The sequence below is a fragment of the Pseudonocardia sp. HH130630-07 genome (assembly GCF_001698125.1).
Taxonomy (GTDB): domain Bacteria; phylum Actinomycetota; class Actinomycetes; order Mycobacteriales; family Pseudonocardiaceae; genus Pseudonocardia.
Genome location: NZ_CP013854.1, coordinates 386,698 through 405,794 on the forward strand (window position 1 = coordinate 386,698; position 19,097 = coordinate 405,794).

Consider the following 19,097-nt stretch of genomic DNA (forward strand, 5'->3'; position numbering starts at 1 on the left):
TCGTTGTGTTCACAGCGTTCTTAGAGTTTCCGCGACCCGACATTGGCGGCGGCCACCAACTGTGCCAATGTCTCCGGCCATGCCACGACGGCAGGTCACAGCAGCCCTGGGAATCGTACTCGTCGCCGCTCTCGCCGCGACGGCGTTCGTCGACGCCGCCCGTTCCGGGCAAGGACAGGCGGCGCGCTCCAACCTCACCCTCATCGCCCCGGCCGCCGCAGGCGGCGGCTGGGATCTCGTTGCCCGCGAGGCACAGCAGGCCATGCGTACCGGGAACATCGTCAACACCGTGCAGGTGGTGAACATCCCGGGCGCCGGCGGGACCATCGGGCTCAACCAGCTCGCCGGTCTCTCCGGCGAGGGCACCACCATGATGATCACCGGCACGGTGATGCTCGGCGGTATCAGCCAGTCGAACAGTCCGCTCTCGCTGCAGGACACGACTCCGATCGCCCGTATCGCCGAGGACTTCGAGGTGATCGCGGTCCCGGCGGACTCGCCCTACCGCACCCTCGAGGATCTCCTCGTCGCCTGGAAGGCGAATCCCGCCGGGCTCCCGATCGGCGGCGGGTCGGCCGGCGGCATCGACCACATGGTCGCGGCGCAGATGGCGCAGGCCCGCGGCATCCCGGTCGAGCAGCTCGTCTACACCCCGCACCCCGGCGGCGGTGAGCTCACGCTGAGCCTGCTGTCGACGGCGGCCGGCACCGTGGGCGTCGGGATCTCCGGGTACAACGACTTCCGCGACCTCGTCGAGGCCGGCCAGCTCCGGGTACTGGCCGTGGTGGCCCCCGAGCGGCTGGAGGGTGTCGACGCGCCCACGATGGACGAGCTCGGCCTCGGCTCGGTCGATCTCGTGAACTGGCGTGGCGTCGTCGCCCCGGCCGGGATCGAGCCCGCCGAGCGGGCCGAGCTGGAGCAGATCGTCCGCGAGATGGTCGGCACCGAGTCCTGGGACGAGTCGGTGGACCGCAACCGCTGGGTCCGCAGCGAGATCTACGGCGACGGCTTCGGGGACTTCCTGGGGACCGAGCAGACCCGCATCGACGAACTCCTGAAGGAGCTGGAGCTGGCATGAGCACCCGAGCACGCCGTCCGGCGCACCTCTCCCGCGGAGCACTCGTCGTCCCCGCGATCCTCGCGGCACTGGGCGTCTTCCTCGTCTACGGCACGCTGACGATGGAGGTCGTCGGCGACGGCGGCCTGTTCGGCCCGACGACGATGCCGTGGATCGTCGCGGTCCTGTGCTTCGTCGTCGCGGCCGGACTGACCTTCGACATCCTCCGGCCGCGGCCGGAGTACGACGGCCCGGCCGCCGCTCCGGCGGCCACCGTGGGCGCCGGGGCACCGATGGCCGCCGGGGAGGCCGCGAGCGGTTCCGGGGACGGGACCACCGTCGCCGACCCGGCCTCCGCCGGCTCCCCCGCGGACGCGGAGGCCCCGGCCGACGCCCCCGCCGAGGACGGGGTCAACGCGGTCGCCGTGCTGACCGCGGTCGGCGGGCTCGCGGCCTTCATCGTCGTCCTGCCGTGGCTGGGCTGGATCCTCTCCGCGACCGGGCTGTTCACCGCCGTCGCCGCCGCGCTCGGCAACCGGCGTTGGCTCCCGGTCGTGCTCGCCGGCCTCGCGCTGGCGTCGGCCATCCAGGTCGTGTTCAGCGGGCTGCTGGGGATCTCCCTGCCCGCCGGCTTCGTCGGGGGGTTCTGACGTGGAACAGCTGTCCAACCTGCTCGGCGGTTTCGCCGACATCCTCAGCCCGTCGGCGCTGCTGTTCGTCTTCCTCGGCGCGCTGCTCGGCACCGCCGTCGGCGTCCTGCCCGGCCTCGGCTCGTCGATGGCGGTGGCACTGCTGCTGCCGCTGACGTTCGTCCTCGAACCGACGAACGCGCTCATCATGTTCACCGGCATCTACTTCGGCGGGCTGTTCGGCGACTCGATCGCCGGCATCCTGATGAACACGCCGGGCAACTCGACGGCCATCGCGAGCTCGTTCGAGGGCTACCGGATGGCCCGCAACGGCAAGGCGGCCCAGGCACTGGCCACCGCCGCGATCGGCGCCTTCATCGGCGGCATGATCGCCTCGGTGCTGGTGGTGTTCTTCGCCCCGACCCTGGCCGCGCTGGCCACCGGGTTCGGCCCCGCCGAGTTCCTGGCGCTGGCGGTCTTCGCGTTCGTCGCGATCTCCGCGGTGGTCGCCGACTCCGCGGTCCGCGGTCTCGCCGCACTGGCGATCGGCCTGGTGCTCGCGCTGATCGGGATCGACCAGCCGTCCGGGACGCCGCGATTCTCCTTCGGCTTCCCCGCGATGCTCGACGGCGTCTCGATCGTCGTCATCACCGTGTCGCTGCTGGCCGTGGGCGAGGTCCTGCACCAGGCCGCGAAGTCCGGCCGGAGCACCGAGCAGGAGACCGTGCTGCCGTCCGGGCGGCCGTGGCTGTCCGGGGCCGAGTTCCGGGCCGCGCTGCCGGCCTGGCTGCGCGGTACCGGCTACGGGCTCCCGTTCGGCATCATCCCGGCCGGCGGCGCCGAGGTCCCGACGTTCCTCGCCTACGGCACCGAGCGCCGGCTCGACCGCCGCCGGTCGAACCCGATGTTCGGCAAGGGCTCGATCCAGGGTGTCGCCGGTCCGGAGGCGGCCGGCAATGCCACCGCGGGCACCGCGATGGGTGCCCTGCTCGCGCTCGGGCTGCCGACGTCGGCGACCGCGGCGATCCTGCTGGCCGCGTTCCAGCAGTACGGCCTGCAGCCGGGCCCGCTGCTGCTGGAGCGCTCCGGGGACATCGTGTGGGCGCTGCTCGCCGGGTTCTTCCTGGCGATGATCGTGCTCCTGATCCTGAACCTGCCGTTCGCCCCGCTGTGGGCGCAGCTGCTCCGGGTCCCGAAGTCCTACCTGTACGCCGGCATCGCGGTGTTCGCGGCGTTCGGCGTGTACGCCGCCGGGGCGAGCACCGTCGACCTGGTGATCATGCTGGTGGTCGGGGTGCTGGGGCTCGCGATGCGCCTCTACGACATCCCGGTCGCGCCCGTGCTGATCGCGGTGATCCTCGGCCCGCTGGCCGAGTACTCGCTGCGCGACGCGATGGGCAACTCCGAGAACGACCCGGCGGTGCTGGTCTCGAGCCCGATCACGATCGTGCTCTACCTGCTGCTGGTCGCCGGCCTCGTCTGGTCCGGCTGGCGCAAGTTCGCCGAGAAGCGGGCCGCCGACGTGTGAGACGGCCCCCGCGTCCGGGGTCCTCGCCGCGCTCCCCACGGCGAGGCCCCCGGGCCCTCGGGCTCCACCCCCGCCCGGTGCCGCCGCCGGGCGAACCCGGCGCCTCCGCGCCCTGGCCGCGTGCGACCGACTCCCCCTCCGTCGCGCGTGCCGGCCGCGGACGGGTCGCGGGTGACGGGGTGGCAGCGGGGCCGGGGATCCGACGACGGCGGATCCTCGGCCCCGTCAGACGAACATCCGGCGGAGCAGCTCCCCCGCACCCGCGCGCAGGTCGTCGAGCGCCGTCGGCGAGCCCGCCAGGTGCCGCAGCAACGCCTGCTGGAACAGACCGTCGAACGCCGCGTAGGCGAAGGACGGCTCGCAGGTCGGCGCGGTCCCGGTGAACCCGGCGTAGGCCGACACCACCCGCCAGATCATCCGCTGCAGGCTGTCGTCGATCTCCGCGACGTCGGCGCGGAAGGACTCCTCGAACAGCGACTGGGACCGCAGGTCGTACCAGAGCCGGTGCAGGACGGCGTCGGCCGACAGCGTCGCCGCCAGCCCCTCGCCGACCGCGGCCCGCAGCTCCGGCGCCGTCTCCGCGTCGGAGACGATGCCGTCGTACCGCTCGACGCAGGTCTCCTTGTAGCGCCGGACGCAGTAGGTGATCAGCTCGACCTTGTCCGCGAAGTAGTAGTGCAGGACCCCGTGCGAGAACGGTGAGTTCTGGGCGATCGTCCGCAGGCTGGTACGGGCGTAGCCGAGTTCAGTCAGGGTCAGGAGCGCCGCGTCCGCGAGTTCGCGACGGCGGTCCTCGAACTTGTCGACCGGTCGCCTCGGCCGGGCGGCTGGGCTGCTCACCGGGCCGACGATACTCCCGTCCGCGACATGCTGGACGATCGTCCTGAAGAATCTTGACAGTCGTCCAGAGATCGGACACGGTCGTGACCGGCGCCGTGTGGTGCCGGTCACGAACGGAGGGACGGCGATGTCCACGACGGATCTGACGGGACGGGTGGCGCTGGTCACCGGTGGGGCGCGCGGCCTGGGCGCCGGTGCCGCCGAGGCGCTGGCCGGGGCGGGCGCCCGGGTGATGGTCGCCGACGTGCTCACCGAAGCCGGTGAACGCACCGCGGCCCGGCTCGAGGGCGCCGCGTTCGTCGAGCTCGACGTCACCGACGACGCGCGGTGGGCCGCCGCCGTGGCGCACACCGTGCAGACCCTCGGCCGGCTCGACGTCGTGGTGAACAACGCCGGTATCGAGGTCACCCAGCTGATCGCCGACGCCGAGCCGGACGCGCACCGGGCGATGTTCGACGTGAACCTGCTCGGCACGCTGCTCGGGACCAAGCACGCGTTCCGCGCCATGCGCCCCGGCGGAGCCGCCGGGAACGGCGGCACGGTGATCAACCTCGCCTCGGTCGCGGCGACCATCGCGTTCCCGGCGATCGCCGGCTACTCGGCCACGAAGTCCGGGGTGGACCGGCTGACCCGGGTCGCCGCGGCCGAGTCCGGCAAGCTCGGCTACGGCGTCCGGGTCAACTGCCTGTTCCCCGGGCTCGTCGCCACCGACATGGGCATGAAGCTCGCCGTGGAGACGGCCGGGCTCGGCCTGTTCACCGACCCGCAGGACGCGGTCGCCCAGGTCGTCGGGCTCACCCCGTCCGGCAGGCTCGCCGAGGTCTCCGACATCGCCGACGCCGTCGTCTTCCTGGCCTCGGACGCCTCCCGGTTCGTCAACGGCACCGGGCTCGCCGTCGACGGCGGCATGGGCAGCTGACCGCCCCGGGCGGGCGTCGCGGCGGGCACGGGCCACGGCTCACGGAGCGGGCAGGGCCGCGGCGCCGTCGAACACCACGCGGCGGGTGGCGGCCGGGTCCGTCCCCGTGTCGACCGTGACCGTCAGCGGTGCCGTCGCGACGACCCGCACCCGGTCGTCGGGGGTCCGGACCGGGCCGGGCGCGTCGAACGGGAACGTGACGGTGACCGGCTCCGTGGCACGCCGGGGGTCGGCGACCGCGATCTCGGTCGCGCCGTCGCCGACGTGCACCCCGATGCTGCACGACCGGTCGGCGGTGAAGCCTGCGGCCTGCGCGGGGGCGAAGAAGTGCCCGAACCACCGCCCCTCGCCGTCGTGGAGCAGGTGGCACCGCGCGTCGGCCGCCACGACCACGACGCCGGGGGCCTCCGCGGCGCTGCTCGTCGCGGCCGCGTCGGCGCCGGGGAGGATCTGGTAGGCGTAGCCCGCGTCCGTGGCACCGGAGTCGCCGTGGATCCGCTCGACCCGGACGTAGTCGCGCTCGATCGGCGTCGGGTCCGAGTTCTTCAGCGTGTCGATCGTGGTCCAGCTCCCGCTGCGGGACTCGATCCGGACCCGCACCGGCTCGGGAGCCCCGCCCGGCCGCGCCAGCAGCACGATCCCGGCGTGCCCGGCCACGTGCACGGACGTGCGCGCCTGCACCGGATCACCACCGGTGCCGGCGGGCAGCGCGGTGCCGTCCGCCTGCACCGCGGGTACACCGCCCTTCGGGTAGCCGCGGTTCTCCAGCACCGTGCGGACCTCGGTGCCCGAGGAGTCGGTGATCGCGCTGCCGAGGCAGACCACGGAGCCGGGCAGGTAGGTCCAGGACGTCAACGCCGACAGGTTGCCCCGGTCGTTGGTCAGGTCCATCGCGGTCGATCCGCTGTCCCCGCCCAGGGTGGTGCCACCGGCGTAGGTGTTCTTCGCCGCCGGGATGCTGGTGCCCTCCTCGGCGTGCGGCTCCAGCTCTTGGGAGTTCGCGGTGACACCGGCCGGGGCGTAGGGGTCGACGGTGGGCCAGTAGCCGTCGTCGTAGTGGTCGTGGCGGCTCTCGGTGTAGAGGAACATCATGCCGTCGCCCTGGTACCAGCCGTACTGGTTCTGCCGGTTGCCCCACTCGAAACGGCCGATCCGCGTCGAGGACGTGTTGACCACCGCGGCCCAGGTACCGCCGTGGTGGACCATCCGTTCCTGCAGGTGGGTGTGGACGGTGCCGGACAGCCGGGGCGCGGGGCTCAGCTCCGGGTCGGTGAGCAGGTCGACGCAGCGCGCGGTGTTGGCGACGCCCATCCCGGCCGTGCCCAGGTCCAGGCCGGGTGTGCGCTCGAGCCACCCGCGCGCCGTCGCCCGCAGCGCCGTGCGGCGCTCCGCCGGGGCGCTCTCGGCGAGCAGGTGGACGGCGGCGGCCAGGCCGAGACCGTTGTCGATCTCCAGGATGTCCGACCGGGAGACCCCCCGGCCCCGGGTCGTGCTCATCGTCCGGGCGTCCCACTGGAACGGGGTGAACGCGCGGTCCACCGCGTCGTAGAAGACGGTGGGGTCGGCGTCTTCCAGCGACCACTCGGAGCCCTGCAGCATCCACAGCGCCGCGGCCACCCGGCTCAGCAGGACGGTGCCGTACCCGCCGACGTACGGGAGCCGGCGGTGCTGGATGAGCGAGCCGTCGGCGTAGATGCCGTCCCCGCTGGTCGCGAACGCGAACACGTCGTCGCGGCCGCCGCCCTCCTCGTCGCTGAACGCCGCCCGGCCGCTCTCGGTGGCGGCGGGGTCCGCGCCGAGCACCCCCCGGAGCACCGCGATCGTGGCCTTGTCCGTCCGGTTGGCGCTGACCTCCCGGATGTCCTCGCCGCGCAGGTTGGGGTTCGGGACGAGGGTGCGGCAGGCGTCCAGGAGCGCGGTGCGGGTCGCGGCCGGGACCTCGGCACCGAGCAGCACCAGTGCGTCCATGATGGCCTTCGGGGCGCCGATCTCCCGGTTGTACCAGTTGCCGACCGTGGCCATCTCCGGCTTCTCCGCCGGGGTGAAGTACCGGGCCACCAGCTCCAGCCCACCGACCGCGGCGTCGCGGACCTCGGTCCTCCCCTGATGGACGCTGCCCTCGGTCGCCCAGGCGAGCGCGATCGACTGCAGCTCGTCGGCCGTGCTCTGCAGGTTGACGAAGTGCTGCGCCTCGGAGTCCAGCCGGTCGATCGGCCGGTCCGGCCAGACCCCGGACGGCACCGGGCCGGATCCCGTCGCGATGTCGCCCAGCAACCCGGCGACCGTCGCGTCGACGGCGTCGCGCCGCGCGACGATCCGGGCGTCGTCGCTCATCCAGGGTGCTCCGGTGAGGAACTCCCGCCGCCGGGCCAGCACCAGGTCGGCCGGACCCTCGGCGTGCGCGGTCGCGGTGCTCAGCCGGGATCCGAGGAGCGCCACGGTCGCGGTGACCAGCGCTCCGGACAGGACGGTACGGCGGGGTACGGGCATCACGGCCTCCTCGGCGTGCGGGCGCGCCCCTCGGTGTCGGGACCGGGCGCCGCCGTACCGTGCCCGGAACTGGTTGCTCCCGCAAGTAGTCGAGGCGTGTCGCGCCCCGATTGGGCCGGGTGGCGGCGGCCCGCTGCACCGGTGGCGCGGTGCCCTGCGGCCCGGCCGGTCACCGCATCCTCGGATCCGCCGACGGGTCGGCGTAGGGGCTCGGGCAGCCTCCGGCGACGGCGTCGGGGCGCAGTTCGTAGTGCCACGGCTCGTTGAGGTAGACCTGGCACAGCCCGTAGGCGTCGCCGTGGTCGGCGAGCCAGTACGCGGCGTCGGTGCGGCCGATGTCCACCGCGTCTCCCGCCACGTGCAGCGACGTGTCCGCGGTGGCGACCCGCTGGGCGGCGTACTGCGGCCCGTACCGGGCGACGGCGTCGTCGTACATGTGCTGCTGCAACTGCGGCGACCGCCAGCCGCTGGTCACGTACAACGTGATCCCCCTGGCCGCGGCGTCCGGCGCGGCCAGGCGCAGGGCCGCGAGCAGGCCGGGGTCGAGGTTGTCCACGGCCGGGAGCCCGTCGTCGGTGACCGTCAGGTCGTCCGGGACGTCACCGGCGGCCGGTCCGGGTGCGTACGGGGCGTCGGGGGGCGGGGGTTCCGCGGCCACCGCCGGCGCGGGGGCCGGCGGCGGCACCGGGAGCGTGGCCGTCGCCACCCCGGCACCGAGGACGCCGACCACCACGGCGGCGACCGCCAGCACCGTCGGGGGCGTCGGCCGGCCGGACCGGGTCCGTGGTCGTGCTGCGGGACGAGGGGTCACGACGCCAGTCAAGGCCGCGCCATGTTGCCGGGGCGTATCCGATTCCGGTCGTCGCGGCCCCGGGGCGCCGCGACGGTTCCCGGACCCGCCCGTCGCCCCGGATCCGGGAACCGTCGCCTCAGGACAGGTGGTGCCGCTCCTGCAGGCCGTACACCGGCGTCGGGATCCCCTCCTGCCGGGCCTTGAGCTGCAACGCCAGGTACAGCGAGTAGAACCGGCTCTGGTGCAGGTTCCCGCCGTGGAACCACAGGTTCGGCTGCTGGGTGGGCTTCCACATGTTGCGCTGCTCGCCCTCCCACGGGCCGGGGTCCTTGGTCGTGTCGGACCCGAGACCCCACACCTTGCCGACCCGGTCGGCGACGTCCTGGCCGACGATGTCGGCCGCGAGCCCGTTCATCGACCGGTACCCGGTGGCGAACACGACGAGATCGGCGTCGAGCTCGGTGCCGTCGGCCAGGCGCACCCCGGAACCGGTGAACTCCTGGACCTGGCCGCGGACCAGCCGCACCTCGCCGTCGGCGACGAGCTGGGCGGCACCGACGTCGATGTAGTAGCCCGACCCCCGCCGCAGGTACTTCATGAACAGACCCGAGTCGTCGTCGCCGAAGTCGAGCTCGAAACCCGCCTTCTCCAGCTTGGCGTAGAAGTCCGCGTCGACCTCCCGGACCCGGTCGTAGTTCGGCTTCTCGAACCGGTTCATGATCCGGTACGGCAGCGACGCGAAGATCATGTCCGCGGTGCGGGTGTCGATCCCGTTCGCGACCGCCTCCTCCGAGTACAGCCCCTTGAGGCAGTGCTCCAGGAGCGACTCCGACCGGATGATGTGGGTCGAGGAGCGCTGCAGCATCGTGACGTCCGCGCCGACCTCCCAGAGGGCGCCGCAGATGTCGAACGCCGAGTTGTTCGACCCGACGACCACGACCTTCCTCCCGGCGTAGGCGTCCGGCCCGGGGTGCTCGGAGGAGTGCTGGACCTCGCCCCGGTACTGCTCCCGGCCGGGGAGGTCGGGGACGTTCGGCTTACCGGAGACCCCCAGCGCGACGACGAGCTGGCGCGGCCGCAGCGTGATCTCCTCCCCGGCCCGGTCGACGACGACCGACCAGCGGCCCGATCCCTCGTCGAACGTCGCCGAGCGGGCCGTCGTCGAGCCCCAGTAGTTCAGCTCCATGATCCGGGTGTAGAACTCCAGCCAGTCGCCGATCTTGTCCTTCGGCGCGAACACCGGCCAGTTCTCCGGGAACTTCAGGTACGGCAGGTGGTCGTACCAGACCGGGTCGTGCAGGGCGAGGCTCTTGTACCGGCGACGCCAGGAGTCACCCGGCCGCTCGTTGCGCTCGACGACGATCGTCTCGACGCCCAGCTGCCGCAGCCGCGCGCCGAGCGCGATGCCGCCCTGCCCCCCGCCGATGACCACGACCTCCGGGTCCCGGTCCCGGCCGAGCTCGGCCAGCTCGGTCTCGCGCCGTTCCTTCCAGGTCACCCGGTCCGGGTTGGCACCGTGCTCGGTGCCGAACGGGCGGTTCACCCCGCTCGGCTCCTCGTGGCCGGTCAGCTCGTCGAGCGTGGTGAGCAGCGTCCACGCCCTCGGCGTGCCCGCGTCGGAGACCAGCCGGACGTGACCCGACCCGCGGCCCACGGCCGTACCGAAGGTGAACCACGCCTCGGTGACGCCGTCGGCGGAGGTGGGCTCGGCGGTGAGCGTCCACGCGCCGGGGTCGGTGTGCTCCAGCGTCTGCGTCAGCAGGTCGCGGACGCCGTCGTGGTGCTCGACCGTCTTCAGGTTCCAGGTGAACGCGATCAGGTCCCGCCAGTAGCTCTCGGCGGCGAACAACGAGACCGCCCGCTCGACGTCGCGGGCCGACAGCGCGTCCGCGAACTCCCCCAGCCAGCCCTCTGCGGTCCTGCGGGCGGCGGACTTCTCCTGTGTGGTGGTCACTGCCGGCACCTCCTGCGAGCGGTTCGCCTCGACCGCGGGGCGCTCGCCGTCCCGGGCGCGGTCCTCGGGGCACGATTCGCAGTGAACACCACCGGAGTGATCCGCGACACGGGTTGCGGTGAGGTTGCGACCGCGCCGCCTCGCCATCGGGTGGGGCATGCTCGGCGCTCGTGCGGGTTGTGGTGGTCGAGGACGACACGGGGGTGGCCGGCGCGGTCGTGGACGCGCTGCGGGCCAGGGGGCACGGCGTGCTGCACGCCGGGACCGCCGCCGCGGCGGCCGAGCTGCTCGCCGACGCCGAGCTGGTCCTGCTCGACCTCGGGCTCCCGGACGGCGACGGCCTGGCCCTGCTGCGCCGGATCCGCCAGGACTCGGCGGTGCCGGTCATCGTGCTGACCGCCCGCAGCGCCGAGCGGGACGTGGTGCGGGGCCTGCACCTGGGCGCCGACGACTACCTGGTGAAACCCGTCCGGCTGCGCGAGCTGCTGGCCAGGATCGACGCGGTCGCCCGCCGCGTCCCGGCCGCCGCGGCCGCGCCGTCGGTCGTCCGGGTCGGGGACCTGGAGATCGACCTGGACGCGCGGCGGGTCACCGCGGACGGGCGCGACCTGGCGCTGACCGCCAAGGAGTACGCGATCGTCGCGGCGCTGGCCCGGCGGCCCGGCGTGGCTGTCAGCCGCCAGCAGGTGCTCGACGAGGTGTGGGGCGACGCGACGGTCGCCGGCTCGAAGTCGCTGGACGTGCACGTCGCGGCCCTGCGGGCGAAGCTCGACCGGCCCGGCCTGCTCGCCACCGTGCGCGGCTTCGGCTTCCGGCTGGGCCGGTGACGGCGTGCGCCGCCGCCTGCTGCTCGTGCTCAGCGTGTTCTCCCTGCTGACCGTGACGGCGTTCGTCGTGCCGCTGCTCGACCAGCGCGCGACCGCGCGGGCCCAGGTGTGGACCCTGACCCGGGCCGGGGACCTGGACCGGTTCGTCGCGCTGGCGGCGCGGGCGGACACCCTCGACGACCTCGAACGCGGGGCCCGCCGGCACGCCGAGCTGTACGGCGAGGGCGTGCTCGTGGTCGACGCGCAGCGCCGCACCGTCGTCGCGGCCGGGCTCGCGCCGGACGATCCCGGGGTCGGGGCCGCGCTGGACGCGGTGCTGCGCAACCAGCCCTCCGGCGGTCCGCCGCGGGTGACCCCGTTCTCCACCGCGCCGCAGCTGCTCTGGCAGCCGGTCGGCACCGGGACCCGGGCCGAAGGCGCGGTGGTGCTGCGGGCCGACCCGTCCCGGGCGGCCGCCGACGTCGGCTGGACCTGGGTGCTGGTGCTCGCCGGTGCGCTGGCGGCCGCGTGCGCGTTCGCCGTGCTGGCGCTGCTGCTGGCCCGCTGGGTGCTGCGGCCGATCGGGGCGCTGGCCGGCGGGGTCGGGGCCGTCGCCGGGGGGCGGGCCGGGGCCCAGATCGCCGTCTCCGACGGCCCGGTGGAGCTGCGCGAGCTGGCGGGCTCGTTCAACCGGATGTCGGCCGCCGTGCAGGCCGGGGCCGAGGAGCAGCAGCGGCTCGTCGCCGACGCCTCGCACCAGATCCGCAACCCGCTGGCGGCGTTGCGACTGCGGGTCGACGGCCTCGACCCGCACGTCGGCGCGGGCGGGCGGTCCGCCTACGAGTCGGCGCTCGGCGAGGTCGACCGCCTGGAACGGCTGCTGGACGGGATGCTCGGGCTGGCCTCGGCGGAGGCGACGGCGTCGGCGGTGGCGGCCGGGTCGGCCGGGTCCCCGCTGTGCGACGCCGCGTCCGTCGCCGCCGGCCGGGTCGACGCCTGGCGGCCCGCGGCCGACGCCGCCGGGGTCGCGCTCTCCGGGCCCCCGGTACCCGGTGCCGCCGCACCGGCCACCGAGGGCACCGGGGTCACCGGCGGGCCGGGACGGCGGGACGGAGGTCGGCTGGCCCGCCGGCGACCTGGAGCAGGTGCTGGACGTGCTGATCGACAACGCGATCCGGCACACCGGGCGCGGGACCACGGTGGACGTGCGCTGGTCGCCCGGTCCCGGCCGGACCGTCGTCGTCACGGTCGCCGACGACGGGCCCGGTCTCGCCGTCGCCGACCGGCCGCGCGCCCGGCAACGGTTCTGGCAGGGCGGTTCCCCCGGCGCCGGTGGCAGCTCGGGGCTCGGGCTGGCCATCGCCGACCGCCTGGTCACCGCGCGCGGCGGCCGGCTCGACCTGGGTCCCTCGCCGGCCGGGGGCCTGCTCGTCACGCTGGTGCTGGAGCGGACCCGATGAGCACACCGGCGGTGGGTCCGCCGGGGACACGACGGCGGGCCGGGCGCCGGGCGGTGCTGGCCGGACTGCTCGCCGCGCCGCTCGCCGTCCCGGCCGCCGTGGCGTGTGCTCCCGGTCCGGACACCGCGCTCACGCTCGCCGCCGGCGAGCCGGGTGGCTTCTACGCCGAGTTCGGCGCGCTGCTCGCCGACGTCGCCACCACCGCCGGGTACCCGCTGCGGCCGGTCACCACCGGCGGCTCGCGGTCCAACGTGGAGCTCGTCGAGCGCGGCGAGGCCGCCATCGGGATCGCGCTGACCGACCTGGTGCTCGCCGCGCGGGCGGGCGGGGCGCCGTTCCGCGGCGTCCTCGACGTGCTCGCGATCGGCCGGGTGTACGAGAACTACCTGCAGCTCGCCGTGCGTGCGGAGTCGCCGTTCACCCGGCTGGCCGAGCTCGACGGCCGGCGGGTCTCGTTCGGCTCCGCCGGGTCGGGCGCCGCGACGACCGCCGCCCGGCTCGCCACGGCGGCCGGGGTCCGGCCGGCCGCGGAGACCCTGGACCTCACCGAGGCCACCGCGGCGCTCGCCGACGGTCGGATCGACGCGTTCCTCTGGTCCGGCGGCGTGCCGACGCCGGCCGTCGACGAGCTGGCCGCACGACGGCCGATCCGGTTGCTCCCGCTGGCCACCCACCTCGCGGCGCTGCGCGCCCGGTACGGCACGGGGGCGTACTCCGCGGTGACCGTGCCCCCGGGGGTGTACGGCGCGCCGGCGCCGGTGCCGACGATCGGGGTGGCGAACCTGCTCCTCGCCGCCCCGGCCCTGCCCGACGACGCGGCCGGCGCGCTCGCCCGGCTGCTCGTCACCCGCGCACCGGACCTGGTCCCGGCCTCCGCGATCGGCACCCAGTACCTCGACCAGCCCGCGCTCGTCGACACCGGGGACGTGCCGCTGCACCCGGGGGCGGCGACGGCGTACCGGGACCTGCACGGCTGAGTGTCCTAAGACCCTAAGACACGGTAAAGAACCCGGCGGACGGCCGCGGCCCGCTCCTACCGTCGCCGCACCACATAGTTCCGGCGCAACGAGGAGCCCGAGCGTGAGCAACGACGCCACCGGGGTGCAGCGGCACCCGTCCGAACCACTCGTCCCGCCCACCGGCAGCGACCGCATCCGCAGCCTCGGGCCCGGCCTGCTCGCCGCCGCCACCGGCGTCGGGGCCGGTGACCTCGTCGCGACGATGGTGGCCGGCGCCCAGTACGGCACCGCGCTGCTGTGGGCCGCGCTGCTCGGCACCGTCCTCAAGCTCGCGCTCGGCGAGGGCGTGGGCCGCTGGCACCTGGCCTCCGGCACGACCCTGCTGGACGGGTGGCGCCGGCTCGGCCGCTGGGCCACCGGCTTCTTCGCCGCCTACATCGTCATCTGGGGCTTCGTCTACGGCGCGACGGCGATGTCCGCGGTCGGGCTGCCGCTGAACGCCCTGTTCGGTGGCCTGTCCGTGCGGTACTGGGCGATGCTCGCCGGCCTGCTCGGCCTGGGGCTGGTCTGGGCCCAGCGCTACCACGTGTTCGAGAAGTTCATGACCGTGCTCGTGCTGATCAAGTTCGTGTCGGTGGTGTCGATCGCGATCCTGGTGACGCCGGACCTCGGCGACCTCGCGACCGGCCTGGTGCCGACCCTTCCCGACGGGTCCACCGTCTACGTGCTGGGCCTGATCGGCGGCGTCGGCGGGACGATCACCATGGCGGCGTACGGCTACTGGATGTTCGCCAAGGGCTGGAAGGGCACCGGCTGGCTGTCGATGATGCGGCTGGACAACACCGTCGGCTACGTCATGACCGGCATCTTCGTCGTCGCGATGCTGATCGTCGGGTCCACGATGCTGCTCGGCCAGAACCTGACCGAGAGCGACAAGGGCCTGCTCGTGCTGGGCGACGCGCTCGCCCAGGACTACGGCCAGTGGTCGCGCATCCTGTTCCTCGTCGGCTTCTTCGCCGTGACGATCAGCTCCCTGTTCGGGGTCTGGAACGGGGTGAGCCTGCTGTTCGCCGACCTCGTCCGCACGCTGCGCCTGCCGCACGGCAGGGCCGCCACGCTCACCGACGCCGAGGCCGCCGTCGGTGCGACGGCGTCCGAGCAGGACGGGGGCCGGGGCGCGTTCGTCTCCACCGCGATCGAGCGCTCGGTGCCGTTCCGCGGCTACCTGCTGTGGCTGACCTTCCCGCCGATGCTGCTGCTGTTCGTCGACCGGCCGTTCGGCCTCACGCTGGTCTACGGCGTGCTCGGCTCGGTGTTCATGCCGTTCCTCGCGATCACCCTGATGCTGCTGCTGAACTCCTCGCGGATCCCGGCGGCGGGGCGGTCGAGGTGGCTGTCGAACACGCTGCTCGGTGCCTCGTCGGCGTTGTTCCTGGTGCTGCTGGTCACCGACATCTACCAGCGGGTCACCGGCTGAGCCCGCACCGGTGCCCCGGCGGTCCGGTGGCCGCCGGGGCGTCCGGGCGCCGGCTCAGTGCACCCGCCGCCGCTCGGTGTCGGGATCGGGCCGGGTGAGCGCGACGACCCCGGCCAGCGCGACCACGACCCCGATCGCGGCGGCCACCTCCCAGCCGGGCCGGATGCGGTCGCCCAGCAACGCGATGCCGACCGCGCCCGGCACCACCACCTCGGTCACCGAGAGCACCGCGGTCGCCGGGCCGACGGCGCCGTCCTGCAGGGCCTTGGCGAAGGCCAGCACACCGAGCACCCCCATCGCGACGACGCCGTAGACCAGCGGGTCACGCAGCAGCTCACCGACCGTGTCCCAGCCGATCGGGCCGGGATGCAGCGCCCGCACCGCGAGCGCGGTCCCGCCGAACCCGAGCCCGGCCAGCAACGCCAGCAGGTTCGGCCGCCGCAGCCGCCACACGATCGGCGCCGCGAGGAGCACCACCACGAACGCGACCAGCAGCGCCGGGGTGGCCGCGGCCGGCAGCGCCCCCGGCCGCTCGGGCTCGGCCGCGGCGGCCACCAGGACCAGCCCGGCGAGCACCGCGACGACGGCGAACCGGTCGCGCAGCAGCAGGTTCCACGGGTTCCAGCCGTGGTCGGCCAGCGTGGTCAGCGCGATCGCCCCGGCCAGGATGGACTGCACCGCGAAGACCGGCAGGTAGCGCAGCGCGACGACGGTCAGGACCCAGGCGACGACGTCGGCGAACAGCCCCGCCAGGAACCACGGCTGCAGCCACACCGGCCGCCCGTACCGGGCGAGCCGGCTGCCCCTGGCCTCCCACAGCGCCGCGACCGTGTTGCCGACCATGGCGGCGGCGGCGATCAGCAGAGCGAGCACGGTCGTCATCTCCACCCATCCTGCCCGTTCGCGATCGCACCCGTACCGGACACGCCGGTCCCCACGCGAGCCGGTCACGGTGCACACTCGGCCCCATGCGCATGCGGTTCGGGGTGGACGAGGACGAGGCGTTCCACGAGTGCGCGGGCCGGCTGATCCGCGGTTTCGCCGACTGGCTCGAGGAGAACGAGCTGGTCGCCGAGCCGATGTCGGCCGAGCTGCTGCTCCAGTACAAGTGGCTCGAGGGCGACGGCGACCTCGCCGACTGGCCGATCGAGCACGTCGAGACCTTCCTCGACGGCTGGTGCCCGCACGTCGTCGCCGAGTACGGGCTGCCGGTGCGGCTGGTGCCGCTCACCGTCGCGGTGTTCGTCGAGTACCTCGACGAACGGGGGCTGCTCACCGCGGACAGCCCGCGGCCGTCGCAGGTGCGCCGGTTGTGCACCGCCTACGTCGACGACTACGCGGAGCTGGAGGCGCACCCGGCCCATCCCGTGCTGGACGAGTTCGGCACGCCACCGGACCCGGTGCGGATCCCCGGTCCCGCGGACCGCGCGGCGTCGGCCGCCGCGGCGACCGTGCTGGCCGACGCCCGGGCGCTGGCGGCGTGGTGCGGTGAGCGCGGCCGGACGCTCACCCGGACCGGGAACCTGCGGGTCGCCGACGCCCGCGAGCTCGCGCAGCGGCTCGGCACCGACGACGTCGAGGACCGGCCCCGGCTCGACCGAGCCGACCGGCTGACCGTGCTGACCTGGGTGCTGGAGACGGCGGTCCGGGCGGGCGCGGTGCGCCGGGAGAACGGGCGGCTGGTCGCCGGGAACCGGTTCGCCGGGCTGGACGACACCACCGCGCACGAGGACCTCGTGCTCGCCGCGGCCGAGCACGGCGTGCTGACCGTGCTGGGCGAACGGCGGTCCCCGCCGTCCTTCGACGACGTGCTCGGCGAGCTGGACGTGTTCGCGGCCCCCACGGAGGACGCGGCCGACCCGCCGGCGGCGGGGCCGCCGGACCCGGCCGAGGAGATCGCCCTCGAGCTGCTCGACCAGGCATTCGGCGGCTCCGACGGCGACCCCGAGGAGCCCGACGACCCGGGTGCCGCCCTGCCCGAGCCGGTCGACGACGCGACGCCCGCGTTCCTCGCCCTGCTCCGGCACCCGCACGACGGCATGGACCTCGACGACCTCGCCGAGCTGCTGGAACTGCTGCTCGGCTGGGAGGACCCGCGACCGGGGATCCCGCTGACCGCGATGCTGGTGGAGCGGCTCCAACGGCTGGGCCTCGTCGCGTGGACCGGGACCGCCCCGGCGGCCGGCCGCGCGGGGTCCGAGCGGGCCGCGAGCCGGGTCGTGCTGACCCCCGGCGGGATCGCGTGCGCCCTGCTGGTGCTCGCCGCGGAAGGACTGGAGTTCCCGACCCGGCCCGATCCCGCGGCGGCGTCGGCCGCGGAGATCGTCGGCCTGGCCGGTGAGGTCTCCCCCGCGGAGTGGCGGCGTGACATCGACGCCTGGCACACCGCGCAGCCCGACCCGGAGCGGGCGGTCGCCGCGTTCGTCCGGGCCGCGCTCGCCCCCGGGCGGCCGCTGGTCGTCGTGCTCACCGCCACCGGGGTCGCGGCCGAACGCTTCGGTGACGACGTGGTCGACGAGCTGCTCCGCGAGCACCTCGACGGCCCGCACCGGGCCCAGGTGGCCCGGCGGCTGGTCGCCCGCGGGCTGCTCGGCGCCGACGTGCTGGAACCGGACCTGCTGCTCCGGGCGGCGCTCGACGTCATGACCGTCACCATCGACACGATCGACGCCGACGAGTGGCCCGCGCTGTTCGCCCGCGAGTTCCCGGCCGGATCGGCCGCCGCGGTCGGCGAGCTGTGGCGGTTCGACCACCCGCGGCTCGGCGACGTCCTGGACGGGCTGGGCACCCACCACCCCGACGACGAGGTGGCCGACGCGGCCCGGACCGCCCTGCTGCGGTGGCGCGAACGCCCCGGTCCGGGCGACTGAACCTCGACCGGACCGGCCCCGCATGCGAACATGTGTTCGTGCGCGATCTCGCCAGCATCCTGCACGCCGACCTCGACTCGTTCTACGCCTCGGTCGAGCAGCGCGACGATCCCCGCCTGCGCGACCGCCCGGTGATCGTCGGCGGCGGCGTGGTGCTGGCGGCGAGCTACCAGGCGAAGGCCTACGGCGTCCGGACGGCGATGAACGGGCGCCAGGCGCTCGCGCTCTGCCCGGCGGCGGTCGTCGTCCCGCCCCGGATGGCGGCGTACTCCGACGCGAGCCGGGCCGTGTTCGCGATCTTCCGCGACACCACCCCCGAGGTGGAGGGCCTCTCGATCGACGAGGCGTTCCTGGAGGTGGGCGGCCTGGCCCGGATCGCGGGCAGTCCCGTCACGATCGCCGCCCGCCTGCGGGCCCGGGTCGCCGAGGAGGCCGGGCTGCCGATCACCGTCGGCGTCGCGCGGACGAAGTTCCTCGCCAAGGTCGCCAGCGGCGTCGGGAAGCCGGACGGGCTGCTGGTCGTCGACCCGGCCCGGGAGCGGGAGTTCCTGCACCCGCTGGCGGTGGAACGGCTCTGGGGCGTCGGCCGGGTGACCGCCGCGACCCTGCACGGGCTGGGTGTACGGACGGTGGCCGACGTCGCGGGGCTCGGCGAGCCCGCACTCGTCTCGTTCCTCGGCCCGGCCGCCGGGCGGCACCTGCACGCGCTGGCGCACCTGCGCGACCCGCGCCCGGTCGAACCGCACCGCTCGCGGCGCTCGATCGGGTCGCAGCGGGCCCTCGGGCGGCGGCACCGCTCCCCCGCCGAGCTCGACGCGATCCTCGCCGGGACGGTCGACCGGCTGGCCCGGCGGCTGCGCGCGCCGAAGGGCGCCGACCTCGACGACGATGCCGGCGGTGACCGCGGCGGCACCGGCGGCCGGGTGTGCCGGACGGTGGTGCTGCGCCTGCGGTTCGGTGACTACACCCGGGCGACCCGGTCGCACACCCTGCTGGCGCCCACCGCCCACACCCCGACGCTGCTCGGTGCGGCGCGGCGGCTCCTCACGGCGGCGGCACCGGAGATCGCCGACCGCGGCATCACGCTGCTCGGGCTGTCGCTGACCAACCTCGGCACCGACGACGCGGTGCAGCTGGAACTGCCGCTCGACGCCCGTTCCGGGCCCGCGCTGGACACCACCCTGGACGCCGTGCGGCACCGGTTCGGCGCGGGCTCGGTCGCCCGGGCCACCCAGCTCGGCCGGGACCAGGGGCTCCAGGTGCCGGTGCTGCCCGAACACGAATGATCGTCAACGTCGGGTTGACGTTTGCGGAT

14 protein-coding genes and 2 pseudogenes are annotated in these 19,097 nt (G+C 74.7%); 11 read left to right on the plus strand and 5 right to left on the minus strand.

From position 1 onward, the window contains the following. The first annotated feature begins 79 nt into the window (after window positions 1-79). From AFB00_RS01885 to AFB00_RS01895, 3 genes are read left to right on the plus strand one after another with little or no spacing between them, the layout of a single operon-like run. Window positions 80-1,078, plus strand: coding sequence for a Bug family tripartite tricarboxylate transporter substrate binding protein (locus tag AFB00_RS01885; RefSeq protein WP_156819328.1), 999 nt, complete (start codon window positions 80-82; stop codon window positions 1,076-1,078). Next, window positions 1,075-1,707, plus strand: a complete 633-nt coding sequence (locus AFB00_RS01890) for a tripartite tricarboxylate transporter TctB family protein (protein ID WP_068795771.1) — start codon at window positions 1,075-1,077, stop codon at window positions 1,705-1,707. Before AFB00_RS01885 ends, AFB00_RS01890 begins: the two co-directional genes overlap by 4 nt. Window position 1,708: 1 nt before the next feature. After that, on the plus strand, window positions 1,709-3,214 hold the full coding sequence (locus AFB00_RS01895) for a tripartite tricarboxylate transporter permease (RefSeq protein WP_068795772.1): 1,506 nt from the start codon (window positions 1,709-1,711) through the stop codon (window positions 3,212-3,214). Between the two features lie 225 nt (window positions 3,215-3,439). Here AFB00_RS01895 and AFB00_RS01900 read toward each other — a convergent pair whose 3' ends face one another. After that, a complete protein-coding gene (locus AFB00_RS01900; RefSeq protein WP_083275186.1) occupies window positions 3,440-4,054 on the minus strand; it encodes a TetR/AcrR family transcriptional regulator in 615 nt (204 codons plus the stop codon). 127 nt (window positions 4,055-4,181) lie between these two features. Between AFB00_RS01900 and AFB00_RS01905 the strand changes: the two genes are divergently transcribed. After that, a complete protein-coding gene (locus AFB00_RS01905) occupies window positions 4,182-4,973 on the plus strand; it encodes an SDR family NAD(P)-dependent oxidoreductase (RefSeq protein ID WP_068795773.1) in 792 nt (263 codons plus the stop codon). A 39-nt stretch (window positions 4,974-5,012) separates the two neighbouring features. Here AFB00_RS01905 and AFB00_RS01910 read toward each other — a convergent pair whose 3' ends face one another. The 3 genes from AFB00_RS01910 to AFB00_RS01920 all read right to left on the minus strand — a co-directional run bounded on the left by AFB00_RS01910 (window position 5,013) and on the right by AFB00_RS01920 (window position 10,210). Beyond that, complete coding sequence (locus AFB00_RS01910; RefSeq protein ID WP_068795774.1) at window positions 5,013-7,463, minus strand: polysaccharide lyase family 8 super-sandwich domain-containing protein; 2,451 nt, start codon at window positions 7,461-7,463, stop codon at window positions 5,013-5,015. 169 nt (window positions 7,464-7,632) lie between these two features. Then, window positions 7,633-8,214 (minus strand): D-alanyl-D-alanine carboxypeptidase family protein, encoded by a 582-nt coding sequence (locus tag AFB00_RS01915; protein WP_156819329.1) that lies wholly within the window; start codon window positions 8,212-8,214, stop codon window positions 7,633-7,635. A 178-nt stretch (window positions 8,215-8,392) separates the two neighbouring features. Next, entirely contained in the window at window positions 8,393-10,210 is a 1,818-nt protein-coding gene (locus tag AFB00_RS01920; protein WP_197519720.1) for a flavin-containing monooxygenase, read from the minus strand. Between the two features lie 170 nt (window positions 10,211-10,380). On the opposite strand from AFB00_RS01920, the gene AFB00_RS01925 reads away from it, so the two are divergent. The 5 genes and pseudogenes from AFB00_RS01925 (at window position 10,381) to AFB00_RS01940 (ending at window position 14,912) form a co-directional block, all read left to right on the plus strand. Continuing rightward, the gene (locus AFB00_RS01925; RefSeq protein ID WP_068795775.1) at window positions 10,381-11,037 is read left to right on the plus strand and encodes a response regulator transcription factor; all 657 of its coding nucleotides are present in this window, start codon (window positions 10,381-10,383) and stop codon (window positions 11,035-11,037) included. Window positions 11,038-11,584: 547 nt separating this feature from the next. After that, a pseudogene (locus tag AFB00_RS34480) lies at window positions 11,585-11,872 on the plus strand (HAMP domain-containing protein); the annotation flags it as partial. 298 nt (window positions 11,873-12,170) lie between these two features. Next, a complete protein-coding gene (locus tag AFB00_RS34485; RefSeq protein ID WP_231974524.1) occupies window positions 12,171-12,476 on the plus strand; it encodes an ATP-binding protein in 306 nt (101 codons plus the stop codon). A gap of 125 nt (window positions 12,477-12,601) precedes the next feature. Continuing rightward, window positions 12,602-13,453, plus strand: a pseudogene (locus AFB00_RS01935) (TAXI family TRAP transporter solute-binding subunit); the annotation flags it as partial. A gap of 103 nt (window positions 13,454-13,556) precedes the next feature. Further along, entirely contained in the window at window positions 13,557-14,912 is a 1,356-nt protein-coding gene (locus AFB00_RS01940; RefSeq protein WP_442965841.1) for an Nramp family divalent metal transporter, read from the plus strand. Between the two features lie 54 nt (window positions 14,913-14,966). Here AFB00_RS01940 and AFB00_RS01945 read toward each other — a convergent pair whose 3' ends face one another. Continuing rightward, window positions 14,967-15,794 carry a hypothetical protein gene (locus AFB00_RS01945; protein WP_156819330.1) on the minus strand — a complete coding sequence of 276 codons (828 nt, stop codon included), beginning with the start codon at window positions 15,792-15,794 and terminating at the stop codon, window positions 14,967-14,969. An 86-nt stretch (window positions 15,795-15,880) separates the two neighbouring features. Here AFB00_RS01945 and AFB00_RS01950 point away from each other — a divergent pair, with 86 nt between their 5' ends. Beyond that, a complete protein-coding gene (locus AFB00_RS01950; RefSeq protein WP_068795778.1) occupies window positions 15,881-17,782 on the plus strand; it encodes a hypothetical protein in 1,902 nt (633 codons plus the stop codon). A gap of 32 nt (window positions 17,783-17,814) precedes the next feature. After that, window positions 17,815-19,068, plus strand: coding sequence for a DNA polymerase IV (dinB, locus tag AFB00_RS01955; protein WP_068795779.1), 1,254 nt, complete (start codon window positions 17,815-17,817; stop codon window positions 19,066-19,068). Window positions 19,069-19,097: the final 29 nt, after the last annotated feature.